The organism is Arthrobacter flavus (assembly GCF_039526005.1).
GTDB classification, from domain to species: domain Bacteria; phylum Actinomycetota; class Actinomycetes; order Actinomycetales; family Micrococcaceae; genus Arthrobacter_D; species Arthrobacter_D flavus.
In genome coordinates, this window is sequence record NZ_BAAAIJ010000047.1 from 267,122 (window position 1) to 286,785 (window position 19,664).

17 protein-coding genes and 1 tRNA gene are annotated in these 19,664 nt (G+C 64.6%); 12 read left to right on the forward strand and 6 right to left on the reverse strand.

Annotated elements, in window-relative coordinates; all coding sequences use genetic code 11:
- Positions 1-308: 308 nt before the first annotated feature.
- Complete coding sequence (locus ABD059_RS11335; protein ID WP_343880060.1) at positions 309-1,493, reverse strand: MarP family serine protease; 1,185 nt, start codon at positions 1,491-1,493, stop codon at positions 309-311.
- A gap of 247 nt (positions 1,494-1,740) precedes the next feature.
- Between ABD059_RS11335 and ABD059_RS11340 the strand changes: the two genes are divergently transcribed.
- Entirely contained in the window at positions 1,741-2,418 is a 678-nt protein-coding gene (locus ABD059_RS11340) for a Crp/Fnr family transcriptional regulator (protein ID WP_019483148.1), read from the forward strand.
- A gap of 231 nt (positions 2,419-2,649) precedes the next feature.
- Positions 2,650-3,483 carry a bacteriorhodopsin-like gene (locus ABD059_RS11345; protein ID WP_343880062.1) on the forward strand — a complete coding sequence of 278 codons (834 nt, stop codon included), beginning with the start codon at positions 2,650-2,652 and terminating at the stop codon, positions 3,481-3,483.
- Positions 3,484-3,526: 43 nt separating this feature from the next.
- On the opposite strand, the gene ABD059_RS11350 is transcribed toward ABD059_RS11345, so the two are convergent.
- From ABD059_RS11350 to sp36, 3 genes are read right to left on the reverse strand one after another with little or no spacing between them, the layout of a single operon-like run.
- Positions 3,527-4,447 carry an NUDIX hydrolase gene (locus ABD059_RS11350; RefSeq protein ID WP_343880064.1) on the reverse strand — a complete coding sequence of 307 codons (921 nt, stop codon included), beginning with the start codon at positions 4,445-4,447 and terminating at the stop codon, positions 3,527-3,529.
- 5 nt (positions 4,448-4,452) lie between these two features.
- Positions 4,453-4,935, reverse strand: coding sequence for a RidA family protein (locus tag ABD059_RS11355; RefSeq protein WP_343880066.1), 483 nt, complete (start codon positions 4,933-4,935; stop codon positions 4,453-4,455).
- Positions 4,932-5,093, reverse strand: coding sequence for a Sp36 family protein (gene sp36 / locus ABD059_RS11360; protein WP_343880068.1), 162 nt, complete (start codon positions 5,091-5,093; stop codon positions 4,932-4,934). The genes ABD059_RS11355 and sp36 overlap by 4 nt, the downstream gene beginning before the upstream one ends.
- Before the next feature lie 36 nt (positions 5,094-5,129).
- On the opposite strand from sp36, the gene ABD059_RS11365 reads away from it, so the two are divergent.
- The 5 genes from ABD059_RS11365 (at position 5,130) to ABD059_RS11385 (ending at position 12,290) form a co-directional block, all read left to right on the forward strand.
- Positions 5,130-7,424 (forward strand): transglycosylase domain-containing protein, encoded by a 2,295-nt coding sequence (locus ABD059_RS11365; protein ID WP_343880070.1) that lies wholly within the window; start codon positions 5,130-5,132, stop codon positions 7,422-7,424.
- Positions 7,425-7,427: 3 nt separating this feature from the next.
- The gene (locus tag ABD059_RS11370; protein ID WP_343880072.1) at positions 7,428-8,357 is read left to right on the forward strand and encodes a metallophosphoesterase; all 930 of its coding nucleotides are present in this window, start codon (positions 7,428-7,430) and stop codon (positions 8,355-8,357) included.
- Positions 8,358-8,464: 107 nt separating this feature from the next.
- A complete protein-coding gene (locus ABD059_RS11375; protein ID WP_343880074.1) occupies positions 8,465-10,291 on the forward strand; it encodes an ABC transporter ATP-binding protein in 1,827 nt (608 codons plus the stop codon).
- Positions 10,288-12,138 carry an ABC transporter ATP-binding protein gene (locus ABD059_RS11380; RefSeq protein ID WP_377959547.1) on the forward strand — a complete coding sequence of 617 codons (1,851 nt, stop codon included), beginning with the start codon at positions 10,288-10,290 and terminating at the stop codon, positions 12,136-12,138. The genes ABD059_RS11375 and ABD059_RS11380 overlap by 4 nt, the downstream gene beginning before the upstream one ends.
- A 75-nt stretch (positions 12,139-12,213) precedes the next feature.
- A tRNA-Pro gene (locus ABD059_RS11385) sits at positions 12,214-12,290 on the forward strand.
- Between the two features lie 112 nt (positions 12,291-12,402).
- On the opposite strand, the gene ABD059_RS11390 is transcribed toward ABD059_RS11385, so the two are convergent.
- Both ABD059_RS11390 and purD read right to left on the reverse strand, forming a co-directional pair.
- A complete protein-coding gene (locus ABD059_RS11390; protein WP_343880076.1) occupies positions 12,403-13,284 on the reverse strand; it encodes a phosphoribosylaminoimidazolesuccinocarboxamide synthase in 882 nt (293 codons plus the stop codon).
- Positions 13,285-13,286: 2 nt separating this feature from the next.
- Entirely contained in the window at positions 13,287-14,618 is a 1,332-nt protein-coding gene (gene purD, locus ABD059_RS11395; RefSeq protein ID WP_343880078.1) for a phosphoribosylamine--glycine ligase, read from the reverse strand.
- Positions 14,619-14,721: 103 nt separating this feature from the next.
- Between purD and ABD059_RS11400 the strand changes: the two genes are divergently transcribed.
- The 5 genes from ABD059_RS11400 to ABD059_RS11420 all read left to right on the forward strand — a co-directional run bounded on the left by ABD059_RS11400 (position 14,722) and on the right by ABD059_RS11420 (position 19,640).
- Positions 14,722-16,329, forward strand: coding sequence for a molybdopterin-dependent oxidoreductase (locus tag ABD059_RS11400; RefSeq protein WP_343880080.1), 1,608 nt, complete (start codon positions 14,722-14,724; stop codon positions 16,327-16,329).
- 87 nt (positions 16,330-16,416) lie between these two features.
- The gene (locus ABD059_RS11405) at positions 16,417-17,421 is read left to right on the forward strand and encodes an asparaginase (protein WP_343880082.1); all 1,005 of its coding nucleotides are present in this window, start codon (positions 16,417-16,419) and stop codon (positions 17,419-17,421) included.
- A 5-nt stretch (positions 17,422-17,426) separates the two neighbouring features.
- A complete protein-coding gene (locus tag ABD059_RS11410) occupies positions 17,427-17,804 on the forward strand; it encodes a sterol carrier family protein (RefSeq protein ID WP_343880084.1) in 378 nt (125 codons plus the stop codon).
- Positions 17,801-19,240: a DUF2079 domain-containing protein gene (locus ABD059_RS11415; RefSeq protein WP_343880086.1), complete on the forward strand. Its 1,440-nt coding sequence runs from the start codon at positions 17,801-17,803 to the stop codon at positions 19,238-19,240. The genes ABD059_RS11410 and ABD059_RS11415 overlap by 4 nt, the downstream gene beginning before the upstream one ends.
- A gap of 19 nt (positions 19,241-19,259) precedes the next feature.
- Complete coding sequence (locus ABD059_RS11420) at positions 19,260-19,640, forward strand: hypothetical protein (RefSeq protein ID WP_343880088.1); 381 nt, start codon at positions 19,260-19,262, stop codon at positions 19,638-19,640.
- The last annotated feature ends 24 nt before the right edge of the window (positions 19,641-19,664 follow it).

A 19,664-nucleotide genomic window follows, 5' to 3' on the forward strand; every position in this document is an offset into this window, starting at 1 on the left:
GTGATGCCCTGATGGCTTCGCCGGAGCGGAGCATCTGTGGAACGAGCCTAACCCCGAGGATGGGCTCAGATGGGATTTACCTCACAGATGTGGTTACGATTTGGTTACGCGTTGCCGACCGCCTACCTCTTCAGTCACGGGCTAGGGAGACGGTTTAGCCATCGTGGTGGAGGGATTGGCATGGCTGAGCGGCTCGACACAGCCGGGTGGTACCGTCGGTTCGCGCTCGTCGAAGCCCGCTGTTATTCGCCCACGCAGGACCAGTGGTACCTCGGCATCAGTGATAACCCGCAACTTCTGCTAAAGGGCTAGCGGCTGTTGCATTGACCGGCAGACACGGTGTCAGTGAAGACACCCGCCTGCTCGGCGATGGGCTGTAGTTCGGCCAACGTCAGTGCATACCCGACCGGCGCATCCTGGGTGGACTTCGCAAAAATTACGCCCGCTACCCGACCCTGCATGTCCAGCAGCGGGCCGCCCGAGTTACCCTGCTGTACGTTCGCCGCGAGGCTATACACGTTGACTGACGATGGATCGGCGCCGTAAATGTTGGCTACCAGGACATCACTGCGATTCTGGATGCTGGCGGGCTGGATTTGGAACGGGCCGCCGGCGGGGTACCCGGCGAACGCCGCTGTGTCCCCGATGGCGAGATCCTCGCCGAGCGGCAGCGGTGCACGGTCCAACCCGTCAACGGCGAGCACTGCGATGTCCCGAACTGCGTCGAAGTGGACGATCCGGCCGGGGAGCGCTCCTCCGCCGGGAACCTCCACCACCGGTTCGTTGACCCCCGCGACCACGTGAGCGTTCGTCACCACCCGTCCCGGAGCAATGATGAAGCCCGACCCAGTTTGGTTCTGGCCGCACTGGAACGCGGTGCCCGCAATTCGCAGAACCGATTGCGAAGCCGCCGCCAGCTCGGGGGTATCGACTGCAGCATCCGGCACCGGCATCGGGGAAGCAGGCGCCACGCTTTCCAGAATGGTGGGGATGCCGTCGTCGACAGCGATGGTCCGCAACTGCGCCATCCAGGTGCGCACTGGGGCGGGCGTCAGATTGTCGATCCCCCTGATCACCTGCGAGGAGGCGATCGACTGGGAAATCACCGGCATGCCGAGCGTGCCAATGCTGAACGCCAGCATCGACATCACCAAAGCTGCGACGACCACGTTCACCGCTCCACCCAACAGCCGGTCAACCAGTCGCACCGGCCGGAAATCCAGGGCGCGGCGGATACCTCCGCCAAGCCGTGACCCGAGCGCCTGGCCAACAACCACCAGGACGAGGGCGGTCAGGATGATGGCCGGCAGCCGCCAGGCGTCGTCGGGGACCCATTGGCTGACAAGCGGAATGGCGAAAAAAGCTGCCACCGCTCCGGCAACGAAACCGGCGATCCCGCCGAGGGTCACGAGGAAGCCGTTGCGAAGGCCGGCAACGAGATAAGCGACCAGTGCCAGCACCAGCAGGATGTCCAAAATGGTGAAGTCCGGCACGTGCGCTCTCCCTGATCCTCGGGAGGCGCGACGCCTCCGTTATCCACGTGAGTCTATCCGGCGGTACTGACAATCCCCTGAGCGCTCACCGACTCCTCATTTCGGGCCGTCGCACGGGCTTTTCCGGCGTTTCCGCTCAAATGGGAGGCAAATCGGCTATTCCGACGGCGAACACGCGTGTAGCAGGTGTCACAAGTTCGTTATGTACGGCAAGATGGAATGAGCCGACAATTTATCAGGAGAATTCATGGACATCGAGGTACTGCGCCGCGCGCCACTCTTCGCTTCGCTGGGCGACGACGTCTTCGCCGCACTCACCGACGAGCTGACCGAAGTGGATCTCTCGCGGGGAGCGTCTGTCTTCCGCGAGGGCGATCAGGGCGACCAGCTGTATTTCATCGTGTCCGGCAAGATCAAGCTCGGTCGCACCGCGCAGGACGGCCGCGAGAATCTGTTGGCCATCCTCGGCCCGGGTGAGCTGTTCGGTGAAATGGCATTGTTCGACCCCAGCCCCCGGACGGCTACGGCCACCGCCGTTTCTGAGACGCGCCTCGCCGGGCTGAAGAACGAGAACCTGCGCACTCTGCTGGAGACCCGCCCCGAGGTGTCCGCCCAGCTGCTGCAGGCTTTGGCCCGCCGGTTGCGCCGCACCAATGAGTCGCTGGCTGATCTGGTGTTCTCCGACGTACCGGGCCGTGTAGCGAAGGCCCTGCTGGATCTGGCCGACCGGTTCGGCCGTCCGGCCACCGACGGCATCCTGGTTGCGCATGAGCTGACGCAGGAAGAGCTTGCCCAGCTGGTCGGCGCTTCCCGTGAGACCGTCAATAAGGCTCTCGCCGAATTCGTGCAGCGCGGGTGGCTGCGCCTTGAAGCACGCGCTGTCGTCATCCTCGACATCCAGCGGTTGCGTCAGCGCAGCCGCTAGCGTCACACCCTCATCAGTCCATAGAAAAAGGCCGGGAGCACCATGCTCCCGGTCTTTTTCTATGGCTCCTCAAGAATTGGTGATGTAGACGCCCACTTTTGCTTGAACAAAAGCCTTGGCTGGGGATTCTACACAGCGTAGAATTTCTTTCACGCATCGAGCGGGACGGGATGAATCCCATCATCCGCCGCCATGCAGGGTTCGTTTTGTTCTGTGCAAAGGAGCACAACCATGATTCCTGAGGATCTGACCCAGAGTCAGTTCGACACTGTCTACAACCTGCTTTCACTGGTTATCGCTTCACAACTGTTTACGGCCGTTTTCCTCGTCCTGGTTCTCCCGCGCGTCCTTCCACGGTATCGGCAGGCACTTGTCATCGCAGCGGTGGTCTGCGGCATTGCCGCCTACCACTACTTCCGGATCTTTGACTCGTTCAAGGACGCATTCGTCACGGACGCCGTCGGCGGACGGGGGACGTATACGCAGGCCGAGGGCGCGTCGTTTAATGAGGGGTACCGGTATGTCGACTGGTTGCTAACCGTGCCATTGCTACTGGTCGAGCTCATCGCAGTGCTGGCCCTCGCGCGAAAAGTGCAAACCAGCCTCCTGTGGAAACTGGTTCCCGCTGCGACACTGATGATCCTGCTCGGATACCCCGGAGAGATTAGTACCTCAGACAATGTTCGGGTCCTGTGGGGAGTCCTCTCCACAATTCCGTTTATCTTTATCCTGTATGTATTGTTCGTCGAACTGACGAAATCGCTAGATCGTCAGCCGGCGCAGGTCCGCACGCTTATTAGCCGCCTTCGGATCCTGCTTCTCGCAAGTTGGCTGGTCTATCCGATCGCCTATGCCCTGCCGCTACTTGGCATTTCAGGCGCCGACGCATGGGTCCTGAAACAAGGCGGCTATTCCATCGCCGATATTGCAGCCAAAGCAGTCTACGCTTTGATTATTTATCGCATCGCTAGGCTGAAGTCCTACGCCGACGATCCCGCCTTCGCGCGGATCGAGGAAGGACATGAGCCCTTGGAGGAAGCGAAGGTACCCCGGAAGCCACGTTAGAGCATCCGGTCCTGAGTCAACCGGGTGAGCGGGTCTGGCCAGGCTAGCGACCGCGCTGGCCGGATCCGCCCTCGGTGGCTACGGAACAAGCGACTTCGAGCATCGGATCCGCCTCCTCGGCGGGGGTCACCAGGTGTGGGTAGTAGACCTTCATGGGCCGTTTATGGGTCAGATAGGCCACGCACCCCTTCGAGGATCCAATCTTCTCCAGGATCAGACGCACCGCTGGTACGGTCAGCTCATCAAGCGCACGGCCCACCGTGTTGGGCTGACCCACTTCATCGCCCAAGGTGGTGGCATCGGCCTTCGCGATTTCCCTCGAGGCGCAGCGCCATTCACCCCACAGGCCCTTACTCGCGAGCGCTGTAGCTTCCTGGCCGGTCGGCTGGGCCGCCGCAAAATAGTGGGTGTCGAACCGGCGGTGGGCATAATCGGGGCTAAGCCAGTGCGCTAGCGGTTTCAGCAGGTCGGTACGGAGCCCCAGACCCCGGCGGGCCAGGATGTCCGAAAACGACCGTTCCTGGGTGGCAATGTCCTCACGGGCCTTCATCCATTCGGGACTCCTGCTGCCGTCCACAAGGGACACGGCATCCGGCCCCGCCAGCAGCACGCCGGTTTCCTCGAACAGTTCCCGGATGGCTCCCACCACGTGGCGGCGCGCCACAGACAGGTCATCGATCCCCATCGCCTTGGCCCACTGGGCGGGAGCGGGGCCAAACCAGGCGACGTCGTCGTCGTCGGACTCCTCGATACTGCCGCCGGGAAACGCGACGATCCCCAGTGGGGATTCGCCACGCCGGTACGAAAGGTACGTTTCAGTCCCCGGAGGAGCATCGCGGATCAGGATGACCGACGAGGCCAGACGCGGTTTGACCGGTGTCCGCTCGCCGTGTTCGACCCAGCTTCGCGCGGCGCCGAGCTGGTCTTCGGGAACTGGGAAAAGACGGTTACTAATGTGGCCCACAGGAATCAGACGAACTCCGCGATAATCTCGACTTCCACCGGCGCATCGCGGGGAAGCACTGCGACGCCGACAGCCGAGCGGGCATGGGCACCGGCATCGCCGAGTACCTGTCCCAGGAGGTCGGACGCACCATTGATCACCTGAGGCTGACCCGTGAAACTGGGATCGGAGGCGACAAACCCGACCACTTTCACGATCCGGCTGATCCGGTCCAAATCACCGATCTGGGATTTGATTGCGGCCAAGGCGTTCACCGCGCAGGTCGCTGCATACTCTTTTGCGGCCTCGGGTGTCACCTCGGCACCGACTTTGCCCAAAGCTGGGAGTTCACCGTTAATAAGTGGCAGTTGCCCGGCGGTGAAAACGTAGTTGCCCGTCACCACTGCCGGCACGTAGGAAGCCAGTGGCTGCACAACGTCCGGGAGAGTGATTCCGAGGTCCAGCAGCCGCTGTTCGACAGCTGATGTTGGGTTGTCGGCGCTGGTCACGACTGGTTCTTCTCTCGTTTCAGGTAGGCGACGAGGCCCTTGCCGTCCGGTCCGGGAACGACCTGCACCAGCTCCCAGCCGTCGTCTCCCCACTGATCCAGGATCTGCTTCGTGGCGTGGATGATGAGCGGAATTGTGGAGTACTCCCATTTGGTCATGGTTCACAGACTAGCGCGTGCTTGTAAACTGGAGTAATGGCTGCTCGTAAATCACCGATCTTTGACACAGCAACCACCCTGGGGAAGATGATTGCGTTTCTCGGAATCAGTGCTTTGAGCGGGGTGCTTGCTGCGGGTCTACTGGTCCCAGTCGCTGCGGCGGCGGGTACCGGCGCTTCCGCGTCGATTCAGTTCTTCGAAGAGCTGCCGGCGGAACTGGAGCGCGGGGCTCTGGCCCAGCCGTCCAGGATTCTCGCCTCGGATGGGTCGCTCATCGCGACCCTGTATGAGGAGAACCGGCAGCCAGTCACCCTCGACCAGGTGTCCCCCAACATGGTGAACGCCCTCCTCGCCATTGAGGACGCCCGGTTCTACGACCACGGCGGCGTGGACCTGCAGGGCATCATGAGCGCCGTCGTCAGCAACGTCAGCAGCGACACCACCCGCGGCGCCTCCACCATCACCCAGCAGTACGTCAATAACGTGCTCATCGACGCGAGCCTGCAGAGCGGCGACGGATCGGTCACGTTCAGCGGCGGAAAAACCCTCGGCGACAAGCTCCGCGAGGCGAAACTCGCCATCGCCGTCGAGAAGGAACTCAGCAAGGACGAGATCCTTGAGGGCTACCTGAACATTGTGCCTTTTACCGGCACCACCTATGGCGTGCAGGCAGCGTCGAGGTACTTCTTCAACGTTGAGGCCGCTGATCTGAACATCCAGCAGGCGGCCCTCCTGGCAGGCGTGGTCAATGGGCCCACCTTCTACAGCCCGGAGCTTAACCCGGAGCGTTCCCTGGAGCGCCGCAACCTGGTGCTGGGCGCCATGCTGTCGAACAACCACATCACCCAGGAGGAGTACGACGCCGCCGTCGCCACCGATCTTGGCCTGGCCGTCACCCCAACGCTCAGCGGCTGCGTGGGCGCCGAGCAGGCACCATACTTCTGTGACTACGTCACCCATCTGATCCTGAACGATCCCGCCTACGGAGAAACTCTCGAGGCACGCCAGGACACCCTGTACCGCGCGGGCCTGACCATCACGACGACGCTCGATCCTGCTGCGCAGACTGCTGCCCAGACGGCCATCCAGGAAACTGCAGGCCGCGACTCGACCGATCCCTCGGTAGGACACTCGATGGTCAGCATCGAACCAGGCACCGGCAACATCCTGGTGATGGCTCAGAACACCAGGTACATGCCTGGCACCGAACCAGGCGATTCGGTATTGAACTTCAACGTGGACCTGTATGAGGGTGGCGACCCGGCCAAGCCCTTGGGCGGCGTTGGCGGGTTCCAGCCCGGATCGACCTTCAAGCCATTCGCAGTCGGAGGCTGGCTGGAAGACGGTCGCGCCCTGAACACAGTGGTCAACGGCAGCAAGAAGGCCTACCCCGTGGGGGACCGATGGGAGGCCAGCTGCCTCCAGAATGGTTACTGGGAGAACCCCGGGCCTGAGCCGTACGAGCCACAGAACTACGGCGACATCAACTACGGCAACTACTCGGTCCTTGACGGGCTGGCACAGTCGTACAACACCATCACCATGGAGACGGCCAATCAGATCGACCTCTGCTCACCCTTCCAGATCGCCGCAGACCTGGGTGTGCACGACGGTAAGAGCTCTGAGGGCGAGTACACGCCGCTGCAGGTCCTACCATCGGCTTTGATCGGTGGCGGCAGTGAGGTCTCCCCCATGTCCATGGCGACTGCCTACGCTGCGCTGGGAGCTGAGGGGCTGACCTGTGAACCACGGGCGCTGACCGAAGTGGTGGCTGTAGACGGCACCAGCTTCCCCGTTCCAGAGCAAACCTGCGAGCAGGCTATTCCCGAGGAACTGGCGCGTGGCATCAACTACGCCACCGAGGCAGTGATGGAACGTGGATCAGGTCAGCTTCTTGAGTACGGCGACGTCCCCATGGCTGGGAAAACCGGAACGAATGATGACCGGTCCCAGACCTGGTTCATGGGCTACAACTCAGGCATGGCTACCGCGAGCTGGCTCGGGAACTGGAAAGCTAACAGCGTCTCACTGTCTGACCTGCAGATTGGTGGACAGATCTACGAGGAAATTGACGGAGCTTTCGTGGCGGCTCCTTCCTGGGAGCGCTTCATGCAGCAGATCCCCGGTCTCTACCCAGCCGAAGAGTTCGTCGACCCCCCTCAGCGGATGCTCAACGCGCAGCGCCCCACCACCCAGACCCAGCCCGGCAACGGCAACCAGACCGGGAGGCCCGGGAACAACCAGGGCGATCCAGGGAACAGCGGCCCGCCCGCTGATGCCCCGCCGGGAGACAGCCCAGAGGACCCAGACAACAACGAAGACGAGGACTAACTTTTGGGTTCATCGAAGCTGCTCGACGCCACGACTATCGCGTTGGGAGGAACGGCAGCGCTCGCTGTCGCTGGCCTCGGCTATGCCTCGCTGGTGGAACGAAACCTGTTTCAGCTGCGCGAGGAGAGCCTGCCGATCCTTCCGCCGGGTAGCCGCCCGCTGAGAATCCTGCACCTCTCGGACATCCACATGGCGCCCCGGCAAGCCGCGAAGACCCAGTGGCTGCAGGGGCTGGCCCGCCTGGAACCAGATCTGGTGGTGAACACCGGCGACAACCTCAGCCACCCCAAGGGTGTCGAACCATTGCTGGAGGCCCTCGGCCCGTTGATGCAGATTCCCGGCGTGTTTGTCCCCGGGTCCAACGACTACTTTGCGCCAGTGTTGAACAACCCGCTGCGATATTTTTCTGGACCGTCAAAGCACCGCACCGGACGAGAGCCAAAGTCCCTGCCCTGGGCGGAGATGTTCAGGGGCTTCGGGAACGCGGGCTGGATTGACCTGTCCAACCGGTCCCAGTCGGTGGCCATGGGCAACCTCCGGCTCGACTTCACCGGGGTGGATGATCCCCACATCGACCGCGACAGCTACGCTGGCTACCCGGCGGGCAGCAGCACCTCCTCCGACGCACGACACCTGAAGATTGCCGTCGCTCATGCCCCCTACCAGCGGGTGCTGGACTACTTCACCGCCGGCGGCGCGGACCTGATGGTGGCCGGCCATACCCATGGCGGTCAGGTCTGCATTCCCGGCTACGGCGCCCTGGTCACCAACTGCGACCTCCCCACCTGGCGGGCCCGCGGCCTGACCGACTGGGAGCACGAGGGACGCAGCATACCGCTCAACGTGTCAGCGGGAATCGGGACGTCGCGGTTCGCGCCGGTCCGCTTCGCCTGCCGACCCGAGGCAGTGCTGCTCACTCTCACCGCGCGGTAGTCTGAGCCCGCTGACGCAGCGGCAACACTCTGACATAGGATAGTTGCTACGGGACACGAAATGTCCCTTCCGGGTAGATCCGCCTCCGAAGTGTCAGAGACAGAAGTATGCAGACTCAAACCACCCTGTGGGAATCGCTGAGCCGACTCTACCCACACATCAAGCCCATCCTGCCGCGGCTGATCCTGGGCCTCGTCTGCGCGCTCGGCGCGAGTCTCATGGCCCTGGCTATCCCCCAGGTCTTCCGCGTGCTGATCAACGATGCGCTCGCCGTCGGGGGCGCGACGTCGACCGTCTGGATTGCCGCTGGTGTGGTCCTGCTCCTCGGCGTCCTCGAAGCAACTTTCGTTGCATTGCGTCGTCAGTTCGTCATCGCTCCGGCGACGACCGTCGAAACCAATATGCGGACCTCGTTCTATCGCCATTTGCAGGATCTCACCGTCGCCTTCCACGACCGTTGGGGCAGCGGCCAGCTGCTTTCCCGCGCCATGACGGACCTGAACCTGATGCGCCGGTGGATGGCATTCGGTCTGATCATGCTGGTGGTGACGTCGCTGACCGTGGTCATCGGCGTCGTGATCATGTTTCTCACGTCCTGGGTGCTGGCCCTGATCTTCCTGGCAGCGGCGCTGCCCATCATGATCTACGGCTTCCGGTTCCGCACCTCCTACAGCAAGGTTTCGCGGAAGAGTCAGGACCAGGCGGGGGACCTCGCCACGACTGTCGAGGAATCCGTACACGGCATCCGGGTCCTGAAAGCGTTTGGCCGCAGCAGGGAGGCCCTCGAGGGATTCAACCTGCAGGCCGAGGAACTACGGCAAACCGAGATCTATAAGGCACGCTCGCTGGCCAACTTCTCGTTGATCGTCACCCTGCTGCCCGAGCTGGCGTTGGGTGCGTCACTGGTGGTTGGCGTGTTGTTCGCCGCCAACGGCGACCTGTCGATCGGCGCCCTGGTGGCCTTTTTCGCCACCGCCGCCGTGGTGGCTACCCCGGTCGAGTTCATCGGCCCGCTGCTCGCCATGACCTTCACCGCCAAAACGGCCATTGACCGCCACTACGAGGTCATGGAGTCCGTCAACACCATTACCGATCCCGAGGAGCCGGTCCGGCTGGCCGATCCGCGCGGCGACGTGACCTTCACCGATGTGCACTTCCGCTACCCCGACGCCGAGGAGGGCACCCCCGATGTGCTCAACGGCATCAACCTCACCCTGCGGGCCGGGGAGACGATGGCGCTGGTAGGCGTCACCGGGTGCGGCAAGAGCACCCTGCTGCAGCTGGTCCCCCGCCTCTATGAGGTGACCGGTGGATCCATCGCCATCGACGGCACGGATCTGCGGAGCATCTCTATCGCCGATCTGCGCACTCATGTGTCGGTCGCCTTCGAGGACACGACCCTGTTCTCCAACTCGGTCCGAGAGAATGTCCTGATGGGCGCGGAGCCCCGGGACGACAAACACGCCGACGAGATCCTTGAAGGGGCGCTTGAGGTCGCTCAGGCGCACTTCGCGTACTCGCTGCCTGACGGAGTCGATACCCTGATCGGGGAGGAGGGACTGAGCCTCTCCGGCGGCCAGCGGCAACGGATTGCCCTGGCCCGGTCCATTGCGTCGAAACCCCGGGTGCTGGTGCTCGACGACCCGCTCTCGGCCCTGGATGTCCGCACCGAGGAACTGGTGGAGGAAGGCTTGCGCAAGGTTCTCCTTCACACCACCACCCTGATTGTCGCCCACCGGCCGTCGACAGTTGCCCTTGCGGACCGGGTGGCCCTGCTGGAGGACGGCCGGGTGACCGACGTCGGTACCCATACCGAACTGCTGGCCAGGAACACGCATTACCGCTACGTGATCGCAAGCCTGCCAGACGGGCCGACCGATCTGGACGCGGAGCTCGAAGACCTGGAGAACGACGACGAGGGAGCGCTCACGTGAGCACATCACCACAGCCGAACAAGGGATCGCGCGCCTCCGGAGAGACGTCGTCGGGCGTGACCAACGAGGACGACGTCCTCCTGTCCAAGGCCCAGAACAAGTCGGTTCGATCACGCTCCTTCCGCCTGTTGGGCTCCCTGATCCGCCCCAACCGGCGCCAGTTCATCTGGACCATTTCCCTGGTGGTCGGGTCGCAGGCCGCCCGGGTGGCTGGCCCGGCCATCATCGCGTTCGGCATTGACAACGCCCTGCCATCACTGCTCGACGGCGACCCGACGTACCTCTGGCTCGCCGGCCTTACCTACCTGATTGCGGCGGTCCTGACTGCGTTTTTGACGGCCGGGTATGTCCGGGCGACGGCGCTGCTGAGCCAGGCCATGCTGCTGGATCTGCGGTTGCGCGTCTTCAGGCACACCCAGCGGCTCAGTCTTGAATTCCATGAGAAGTACACCTCGGGGCGCATCATCTCCCGGCAAACCTCGGACCTTGAGGCGTTGCGCGAACTTCTCGACTCGGGCGTTAGCTCCCTCGCCTCCGGCGTCATGTACATGCTGTTCACCGCGATCACCATCTTCGTCCTGGACTGGCGGACGGGTCTGCTGATTCTCGTCGCCGCCGTGCCGATGTTCTTCCTGGCGCGCTGGTACCAGAAGCACTCCCAGATCGCGTTCCGTGCCTCCCGGGTGGTGTCTGCTCGGCTGATCGTCCACTTCATCGAAACCATGACCGGGATCCGTGCTGTCAAGGCTTTCCGACGCGAGGAAGCCAACGCCGCGAAATACGACGAGCTGGCCGAGGACTACCGCAAGGTCACCGTCCGCTCCATCAACCTCAACGGCGTCTTCCAGCCGGGTCTGGTGCTGATCGGCAACGTCACGGTTGCGGTGGTCCTGCTGGTCGGCGGGTTCCGGGTCCTCGACGGGACTCTGGCGGTCGGCGCCCTGCTCGCCCTGCTGCTCTACAGCAAGCGGTTCTTCCAGCCCGTCGACCAGATGGCGATGTTCTACAACTCGTTCCAGTCCGCGTCAGCAGCGCTGGAGAAGGTGTCGGGGCTGCTCGAGGAGGTGCCGACGGTGCGCCCTCCGAAGCACCCCGTGCCGCTGAAACACCCTCGGGGAGCGATCGAGTTCGACGGCGTGGAGTTCAGGTACGGCGACGGCCCACTCATCCTGCCCACCATGGACCTGAAGATCCCAGCCGGGCAGACCATCGCCCTCGTCGGTCAGACCGGTGCCGGCAAGTCCACCCTGGCGAAAGTGATCGCCCGGTTCTACGACGTGTCCTCGGGCAGCATCACCCTGGACGGCGTCGACATCAGGGAGGTCGACCCCCGTGACCTGCGGCGCGCCGTCGTCATGGTGACGCAGGAAGCATTCCTGTTCAGCGGCAGCGTGGCTGACAACATTGCCCTGGGCAAGCCGGAGGCCAGCCGCGAAGAAATCGAGCAGGCTGCCAGGTCGGTGGGCGCCGACACGTTCATCAGGTCCCTGCCCGAGGGCTACGACACCGATGTCAACAAACGTGGCGGCCGGGTCTCCTCCGGGCAGCGACAGCTGATCAGCTTCGCCCGCGCATTCCTGGCGAACCCGGCGGTGCTGATCCTGGACGAGGCCACCTCATCCCTGGATATCCCCAGCGAGCGGCTGGTGCAGGAGGGCCTGCAGAAGCTGCTCGGCAACCGGACGGCGTTGATCATTGCGCACCGGCTGTCCACGGTCGCGATCGCCGACCGGGTGCTTGTGGTGCACGACGGCGAGGTGGTGGAGGATGGCACCCCGGCGGAGCTGATCGGCGGCGACGGGCGCTTCGCGACCCTGCATGCCGCCTGGCAGGAGACACTCGTCTAGTTTTGCATCCCCGTGTGCTCGGGTATCCTTGAGAAGTTGCTCAGGGGGCCGTTTCTAGCACTCGCCGAGCAGCATCGGGGTGTGGCGCAGCTTGGTAGCGCGCGTCGTTCGGGACGACGAGGTCGCAGGTTCAATTCCTGTCACCCCGACCAGCAGAAAAGGCCTCGCGGCACTGTAAGAAGGCAGACAAGTAGCCACCCGCGGGGCCTTTTTCGTGCCCGCCCGGCACGGTTTCCCACCCACCAGACATGAACAGGAGCAAGGCTAGGCGAAGGTGAGGCCTGTCAGCCGCTCGTAGGCCTCAATGTAACGTCCCCGGGTCTTCTCGATGATCTCGGCGGGGAGTTCCGGCGGGGTGGAGGCCCTATCCCACCCGGACGCATCCGAGGTGAGCCAATCCCGGACAAACTGCTTGTCGAAGGACGGCTGCGCCTGTCCGGGGGCGTACAGGGCGGCATCCCAGAAACGTGACGAGTCGGGCGTCAGGACCTCATCGCCGAGGGTAATCTGCCCGTCGGTAGACAGCCCGAACTCCACCTTCGTGTCCGCCAGGATGATCCCCCTAGACCGGGCAATTTCCTCCGCCCGACCATAGATGGCCAGGGTCAGCCGACGCAGTTCTTCCGCCACGGTCGCACCCACGGTGGCGATGACGTCGTCGTACGCGATGTTCTCATCGTGATCCCCCACCGCGGCCTTCGCCGACGGCGTGAACACCGCTGGCTCAAGCCGGGACCCGTCCACCAGACCGGGCGGCAGGGGAAGCGAGCAGACCGTTCCCGACGAGCGGTATTCCAGCAGCCCGGACCCGGTGAGATACCCGCGGGCGATGCACTCCACCGGGAACATCTCCAGCTTCCGGCAGATCATCGCCCGTCCGGCGACCACGTCTGGCACTTCGGTCGACAGCACATGGTTGGGCACCTCGGCCAGCTGCTCAAACCACCACAGACTCAGCTGGGTCAGGACCCGGCCCTTGTCCGGGATCTCGGAGGCCAGCACGAAGTCATAGGCACTGATCCGGTCACTCGCAACCACCAGCACCCGGTCCTCGGGTCCGGTCAGGGGCGAGTACAGGTCACGTACCTTTCCCGAATAGCGGTGCTTCCACCCGGGTACGTCAATGAACGACGGCGCAAACGTCACGCTCAGGCCCCCGCAGGGGTGGCCGCCGACGCGGCGGACAGCGGCGACAACGGGGAGGCGACAGCGGGCGCCACCACCTCGCCGTGCGCGGCCTTCAACGCAATGTCCCGCCGGAACTGCCCGCCCTTGAGGTTCAGCTCGGCAATCCCACGGTAGGCCCTGTCGCGGGCGTCCGTCAGGTCATCTCCGAGCCCGACGACGGCGAGTACCCGGCCACCAGCCGAGACCACCTTGCCGTGCTTCAGGGCGGTTCCGGCGTGCAGCACCTGGACGCCGTCGATCGCTTCGGCCCGCTTCAGACCGCGGACGCGGTCGCCCGTGCGTGGAGCATCCGGGTAGCGCTCCGAGGCGAGGACCACTGCCACTGCCGACTGAGGAGACCAATTGAGACTTTCGAGCTGGTCCAGTCCGCCCTTGGCGGCAGCCATGAGCACCCCGCCCAGCGGGGTCTTCAACCGGGCCAGCACGGCCTGTGTCTCGGGGTCACCAAACCGGGCATTGAATTCGATGACACGAAGGCCACGGGTGGTCAGGGCCAACCCAACGTAGAGCACACCGACGAACGGTGTGCCGCGATGGGCCATCTCGTCGATGGTGGGCTGCGCCACCCGGTCGATGACCTCGTCGACCAGTCCCGCCGGCGCCCAGTCCAGGGGCGAATACGCTCCCATGCCGCCGGTATTCGGTCCCTGGTCGCCGTCGTGAATGCGTTTGAAATCCTGGGCCGGGGCGAGCGGAAGCACGTTGCGGCCGTCGGAGAGTACGAAGAGGGACACCTCGGGTCCATCAAGGAATTCCTCGATGACCACCGTGCCGCCAGCATCGAAGCAGGCCTGGGCATGATCCAGCGCCTCGGTCCGGTCGGTAGTCACCACGACGCCCTTGCCAGCGGCCAGACCGTCATCCTTGACTACATAGGGTGCGCCGAAGATGTCAAGCGCCTCAGCGGCCTGCCCGGCGTCTGACGCAACCCGTGCCATGCCGGTGGGCACGTTGGCCGCGGCCATGATCTGTTTGGCGAAGGCTTTGGACGCCTCAAGCTGGGCGGCCTCCCGGGACGGACCGAAGACGGGGATACCCTGAGCCTGTAGCGCGTCAGCTACTCCAGCGGCCAGCGGCGCCTCCGGGCCGATCACCACAAGGTCCGAGTCCAGAGACCGGGCCAGGGCCGTCACGGCGCCTGGGTCAGCGGCGTCGACGTCATGGGTGGGGACGATACTGCCGATCCCCGCGTTGCCGGGGGCGGCATGCACCTCGTGGACGAACGGGTCGGATAGCAGTGCACGGACAAGGGCGTGTTCGCGGCCGCCGGGGCCTATCACTAGAACCTTCACAGTAGTTCAGCGTACTGTCTCGGCCGGATCCTCGCGAAGCTGTGACGGGGCAATCGGCCCTGTGACGACCCATACTCACGGCGCACCACTCCGAATAAGGTGCATGAAAGCTTTACGACGCCCCGGGCGCAAGGAATCCATGCTGGCAGCACTAGCCGGGATCGTCAGTGCTGGCCTGGTGCTGGGCGTGGCGGAACTGCTGGGTTCCTTCCTGACCGCCCGCGCCGCACCCCTGATCGCCCTCGGCTCCACCTTCATCGACTTCACTCCCGCGTGGTTGAAAGACTTCGCGATCGCCACCTTCGGCACCAATGACAAGGTGGCACTTTTCGTCGGCATGGGCGTCACCATCGTTCTCCTTGCCGCCGTCCTCGGTGTGGTCGCCTACCGGAAATGGGTGCTCGGTGTAGCCGGTGTGGTCCTGATGGGCGCCGTCATTGTCGCCGCTGTGGTGTCGCGAGCTGGCGCCACCCTGCTCGACGCTGTCCCCACGGTGGTTGGCACCGCCGTCGGTCTCCTGGCCTTGCGCTACCTGATCCGTGCGCTGCATCAGGCCCCCGGCCGCTCCGATGCCACCCAGGACGCGGCCAGCACCAATACCCCTGCCACCGGCACCAGCCGCCGCACCAACACCCCCGTCACCGGCACCAGCCGCCGCACCTTCTTCGCCGCCGCAGGCATCACCGCAGTCATCGCGGGTGCCGCGGCCGCCGGAGGGCGCGCCATTGCTGGCGCCCGCAACACGGTCACCATGGCCCGCGAGGCCCTCACGTTCCCCACCCCTGCCAGCGCCGCGCCGGCCATCCCCGCCGGTGTGGAGGCCGGAGTCGACGGCGTCGTCCCCTGGCTGACCCCAAACCAGGACTTCTACCGGATCGACACCGCCCTGAGCGTGCCGCAGGTCGACCTGGAAACCTGGGAGCTGCGCGTGCACGGGATGGTCGAAGAGGAATTCACCCTCACGTTCCAGGATTTGCTCGACGCCGACCTGATCGAACGCCACATCAGCCTCACCTGCGTGTCCAACCCGGTCGGCGGAAACCTGGCGGGCAACGCCAAGTGGCTCGGCTACCCGCTTCGCGACCTGCTGGCCCGCGCCAGGCCCACGGGCGGCGCCGACATGGTGCTGTCCACCAGCACCGACGGCTTCAGCGCCTCCACTCCCCTGCCGATCCTGCAGGATGACCGCGACGCGATACTCGCCATCTCGATGAACGGTGAGCCACTACCGCTGGAGCATGGCTTCCCCGTCCGAATGGTAGTGCCCGGCCTGTACGGCTATGTGTCGGCCACCAAGTGGGTAGTCGACCTTGAGGTCACCCGATTCGCCGACAAGACCGCCTACTGGACCGACCGCGGCTGGTCCGAACAGGGGCCCATCAAGACCATGGCCCGCGTCGAGGTCCCCCGCTCCTTCGCCCAGGTACCGGCCGGTACCTCGATGATCGGCGGCACGGCCTGGGCCCAGCACCGCGGCATCACCAAGGTGGAAGTCCAGATTGACGGCGGCGACTGGGAAGAAGCCACCCTCGCCGCTGAAGCCTCGGTGGACACCTGGCGGCAGTGGTCCCATGAGATCAGCGTCGAAGCGGGCTCCCACACCGTCCGCGCCCGCGCCTACGACCCCGACGGCGTTCAGACCGAGGAACGCGCCGACACGGTACCCGACGGCGCCTCAGGCTGGCAGTCAGTGCAGTTCACCGCCGAATAGTCAGCCACCAACCTTGTGCCCACCGGATGTCCGTTCCTCCGGTGGGCACAAGCTCCACCTCGACAGCCGATAAGCGATACTTGTCTCATGCCTCAGACTTTCTCCTCCGCCGATGCCGTCGAACTCGCAGTCCTGGAACGCAACGGCTTCATCGAGTCACGCCACCTGGGATCGGCAGTGATCCTGGCCGCTGACGGCACTGTGGTCACCGAGCTCGGTGACATCAACGCCCCCATTTTCCCCCGCTCCACACTGAAGCCCTTTCAGGCGCTTGCTGCGATGCAGTCAGGGGTGCCGCTGCGTGGCCCACAGGTGGCACTGGCTGCGGCCAGTCATGTGGGATCGCACGAGCACATGGACGTGGTCCGCACCATGCTCAGCGCGGCGGGAGTCTCGGAGGAGCACCTCCAGTGCCCGGCCGACTGGCCCCAGGACGAGGAAGCCCGCAACTGGCTGATCCGCACGGAAAAGGGCAAGCAGCGCATCGCGTTCAACTGCTCCGGTAAACACGCCGCTTTCCTGTGGGCCTGCACCGAGAACAACTGGGACCACTCCACCTACCTTGACCCGTCCCACCCGCTGCAGGAACGCGTCGCCGCGGTCATCGAGGAGTACACGGAGGAGAAGGTCTCCCACTGGGGTATCGACGGTTGCGGGGCGCCCCTCGCCGCCGTCTCACTGACGGGGCTCGCCCGCGGTATCGGCAAGTTCTCCAAGGCACCCTCGGACAAGAACGCTGACGCCCGCGCCGCCACCATTGCCACCGCAATGCTCGACTACCCCTGGGCCGTCCACGGCCGGGGCCGCGAAAACTCGGTGGTGATGGAGGATCTCGGCATCATCTCCAAGAACGGCGCCGAAGGCGTCCTCGTCATGGGCACCGACACCGGAGTCTCCCTCGCCCTGAAGGTACTCGACGGCAATATTCGCGCCACCACCCTGGTGGGCCTGACCCTCCTGGCTGCCACCGGCGCCGTCGACGCCGACAAGGTGAGCGCAGTCCTGTCCAAGGTGGTCCCCCCGGTGATGGGCGGCAGTGCAGCGGTCGGCAAGCTCCGGCTCGCCGCACCGGTCTTGGCTCTCCTGGACTAGGGCCCATGGCACGACGACGGATCCCCGCTCCGGCGGGCAAGCCAGCCCTCGACGCCGTTCGGTCCGGTTCGGCCACCCGCCCCGAGACGGCGACCGCCGTGCGGTACACACTCGAGGAACTGGCTGACCGGGCCCCGGGCAACAGCGTTGAGGTGCGGGTGCCGCCGTTTGGTGTGGCCCAGTGCATCGCCGGGCCTCGTCACACCCGGGGTACCCCGCCGAATGTAGTGGAGACCGACGCCGCCACCTGGCTGGCACTGGTGACCGGGAGCCTGGCCTGGGCTGATGCGGTCGGCGCCGGGAAGGTTGCCGCTTCGGGGCAACGGGCCGATCTAAGCGATTGGCTTCCCCTGTTCCCCACCGGCGCTCCTCCGGCGCCATGACAGCACACCATTCACTTCGCCGAGCCTCTTTCATCGCTGACGGTGTGCGGTCCTCGGTGGCGGCCGTCCGGCGGCAGCCACCCGCCGCGGTGGTCATCGCGGCGCTGATCACCACCGTTTACACGGTCTACTCAGTGGCGCAGTGGAACCGGCTGGCTACCCCATCCTGGGACCTCGGCATCTTCACCCAGCTGGCCAAGGCCTATGCCGGCTTTGACGCGCCAATCGTGTCAATCAAGGGCGACGGCTTCAATCTCCTGGGTGACCACTTCCATCCGCTGTTGATCATTCTCGGGCCCGCCTACGCGGCTTTTCCATCCGCACTGACCCTTCTTATCCTGCAGAACATTCTGATCGGACTCTCGGTCCTCGTGATCGCCCGGCTAGGTATCCGGCGGCTCGGCACGGTAGTGGGCAGCTGCCTCGGCCTGGCCTACGGCCTGTCGTGGGGTCTTCAGACAGCGGTGGCAGCACAGTTCCACGAGATTGCGCTCGCCATCCTGCTTCTTGCGCTGGCTCTTGAGTCGATCATCACCGGACGGCTGCGCACCGCCGTGGCCTGGGCTGGCCTGCTGGTTTTTGTTAAAGAGGACCTGGGACTGACGGTTGCCGCGATCGGGTTGGTCATCGCGTGGCGATATCGGGACCGGATCGGGCTGTGGCTGGCGGCATGGGGCGTCGGCTGGCTCCTGCTCTCCGTGGCGGTCATCCTGCCGCTGCTGAACACGGGAGGCCAGTACGACTATTCAGACCGGATCGACGTTCGCGGGATGATCGCTGACCCGATTGGCGCACTGGTCACCATTTTCTCTGCCGGGGCAAAATACGAAACGGTGTGGCTGCTGCTGCTGGCAGGCGGCTTCCTGTTCGTGAGGTCGCCGCTGGCGCTGATCATGGTACCCACCCTGGCCTGGCGTTTCGTCTCGGGAAACGATGTCTACTGGGGCCCTGAGTGGCATTACAGCGCCGTCCTGATGCCCATCCTGTTTGCCGCGCTGATCGACGCCATCGAAACCTCTCGCCGGTCGGGGCGGCGGTGGCTGCGCTCGGCTGACGCCGCCGTCGTCCCCGCGGTGACCGTCGTCGCCCTGTTCTTGCTGCCGACCCAGCCCCTGGGTGATCTGGCCGATCCGGAGACCTTCCGGCAGTCCGAACGGTGGGAGACAGCGCATCAGCTCATGGCCCAGATTCCCGACGGCGCGGCCGTGGAGACCGGTGTGGTGCTGATGCCGTACCTGGTCCCAGACACCGAGGTGTTCTGGCTGGGCAACGATAATCCCGCGCCGGAATACCTGATTGTCGACGACCAGGACTGGAGTTGGGGTCCCACTCACCCGGAGGACGGGGTGGCGCATGCTGAGGAAACCTATCCCGGGGAATCCTACGAACTCATCTTCCAGCAGAACGGGTACCAATTGGTCAGGCGGATCGGCTAAACGCCGGTAGCCTTAAAGCATGAGTTCAGAGCTACCCTCGCCTCGCGACGACAACGAACCTACGGTTACAGCCCACGCCGCAGCAGGATCCCCCGCTGCGCCCCCGGAGCAGGCACCCGCCCGCCGGGAAGTGACGGTGCGCCGCGCTCCACGCTTTGCGCCCTTCATGGGCCTTGGCGTACTGGTGGGTGTGGTGATCGCAGCGATCGTCGCCTATGCGGGCCCCGGCGACCCCACCCTGACCCGCGAATCCATCTTCGGATTCTTCATCATGGTGTTCGCAATCCCCGGCCTGTTGCTCGGCGCGCTGCTGGTGCTCGTGCTCGATCGGATCAGCATCCGACGCTCCAAGCGGGCAGTCGCCCAACGTACGTACGACGACGACCAGCACCCCGAGTAACAGGTGGAGCCGCCGACCGCAACG

Bases quoted from the DNA above. Each gene is read 5' to 3' on its own strand.
- ABD059_RS11420 (WP_343880088.1), top strand. From the start codon at position 19,260: ATGAGTTCAGAGCTACCCTCGCCTCGCGACGACAACGAACCTACGGTT.
- sp36 (WP_343880068.1), bottom strand. From the start codon at position 5,093: ATGACCAAATGGGAGTACTCCACAATTCCGCTCATCATCCACGCCACG.
- ABD059_RS11405 (WP_343880082.1), top strand. From the start codon at position 16,417: ATGCCTCAGACTTTCTCCTCCGCCGATGCCGTCGAACTCGCAGTCCTG.
- ABD059_RS11365 (WP_343880070.1), top strand. From the start codon at position 5,130: ATGGCTGCTCGTAAATCACCGATCTTTGACACAGCAACCACCCTGGGG.
- ABD059_RS11345 (WP_343880062.1), top strand. From the start codon at position 2,650: ATGATTCCTGAGGATCTGACCCAGAGTCAGTTCGACACTGTCTACAAC.
- ABD059_RS11410 (WP_343880084.1), top strand. From the start codon at position 17,427: ATGGCACGACGACGGATCCCCGCTCCGGCGGGCAAGCCAGCCCTCGAC.
- ABD059_RS11400 (WP_343880080.1), top strand. From the start codon at position 14,722: ATGAAAGCTTTACGACGCCCCGGGCGCAAGGAATCCATGCTGGCAGCA.
- ABD059_RS11415 (WP_343880086.1), top strand. From the start codon at position 17,801: ATGACAGCACACCATTCACTTCGCCGAGCCTCTTTCATCGCTGACGGT.
- ABD059_RS11375 (WP_343880074.1), top strand. From the start codon at position 8,465: ATGCAGACTCAAACCACCCTGTGGGAATCGCTGAGCCGACTCTACCCA.
- ABD059_RS11340 (WP_019483148.1), top strand. From the start codon at position 1,741: ATGGACATCGAGGTACTGCGCCGCGCGCCACTCTTCGCTTCGCTGGGC.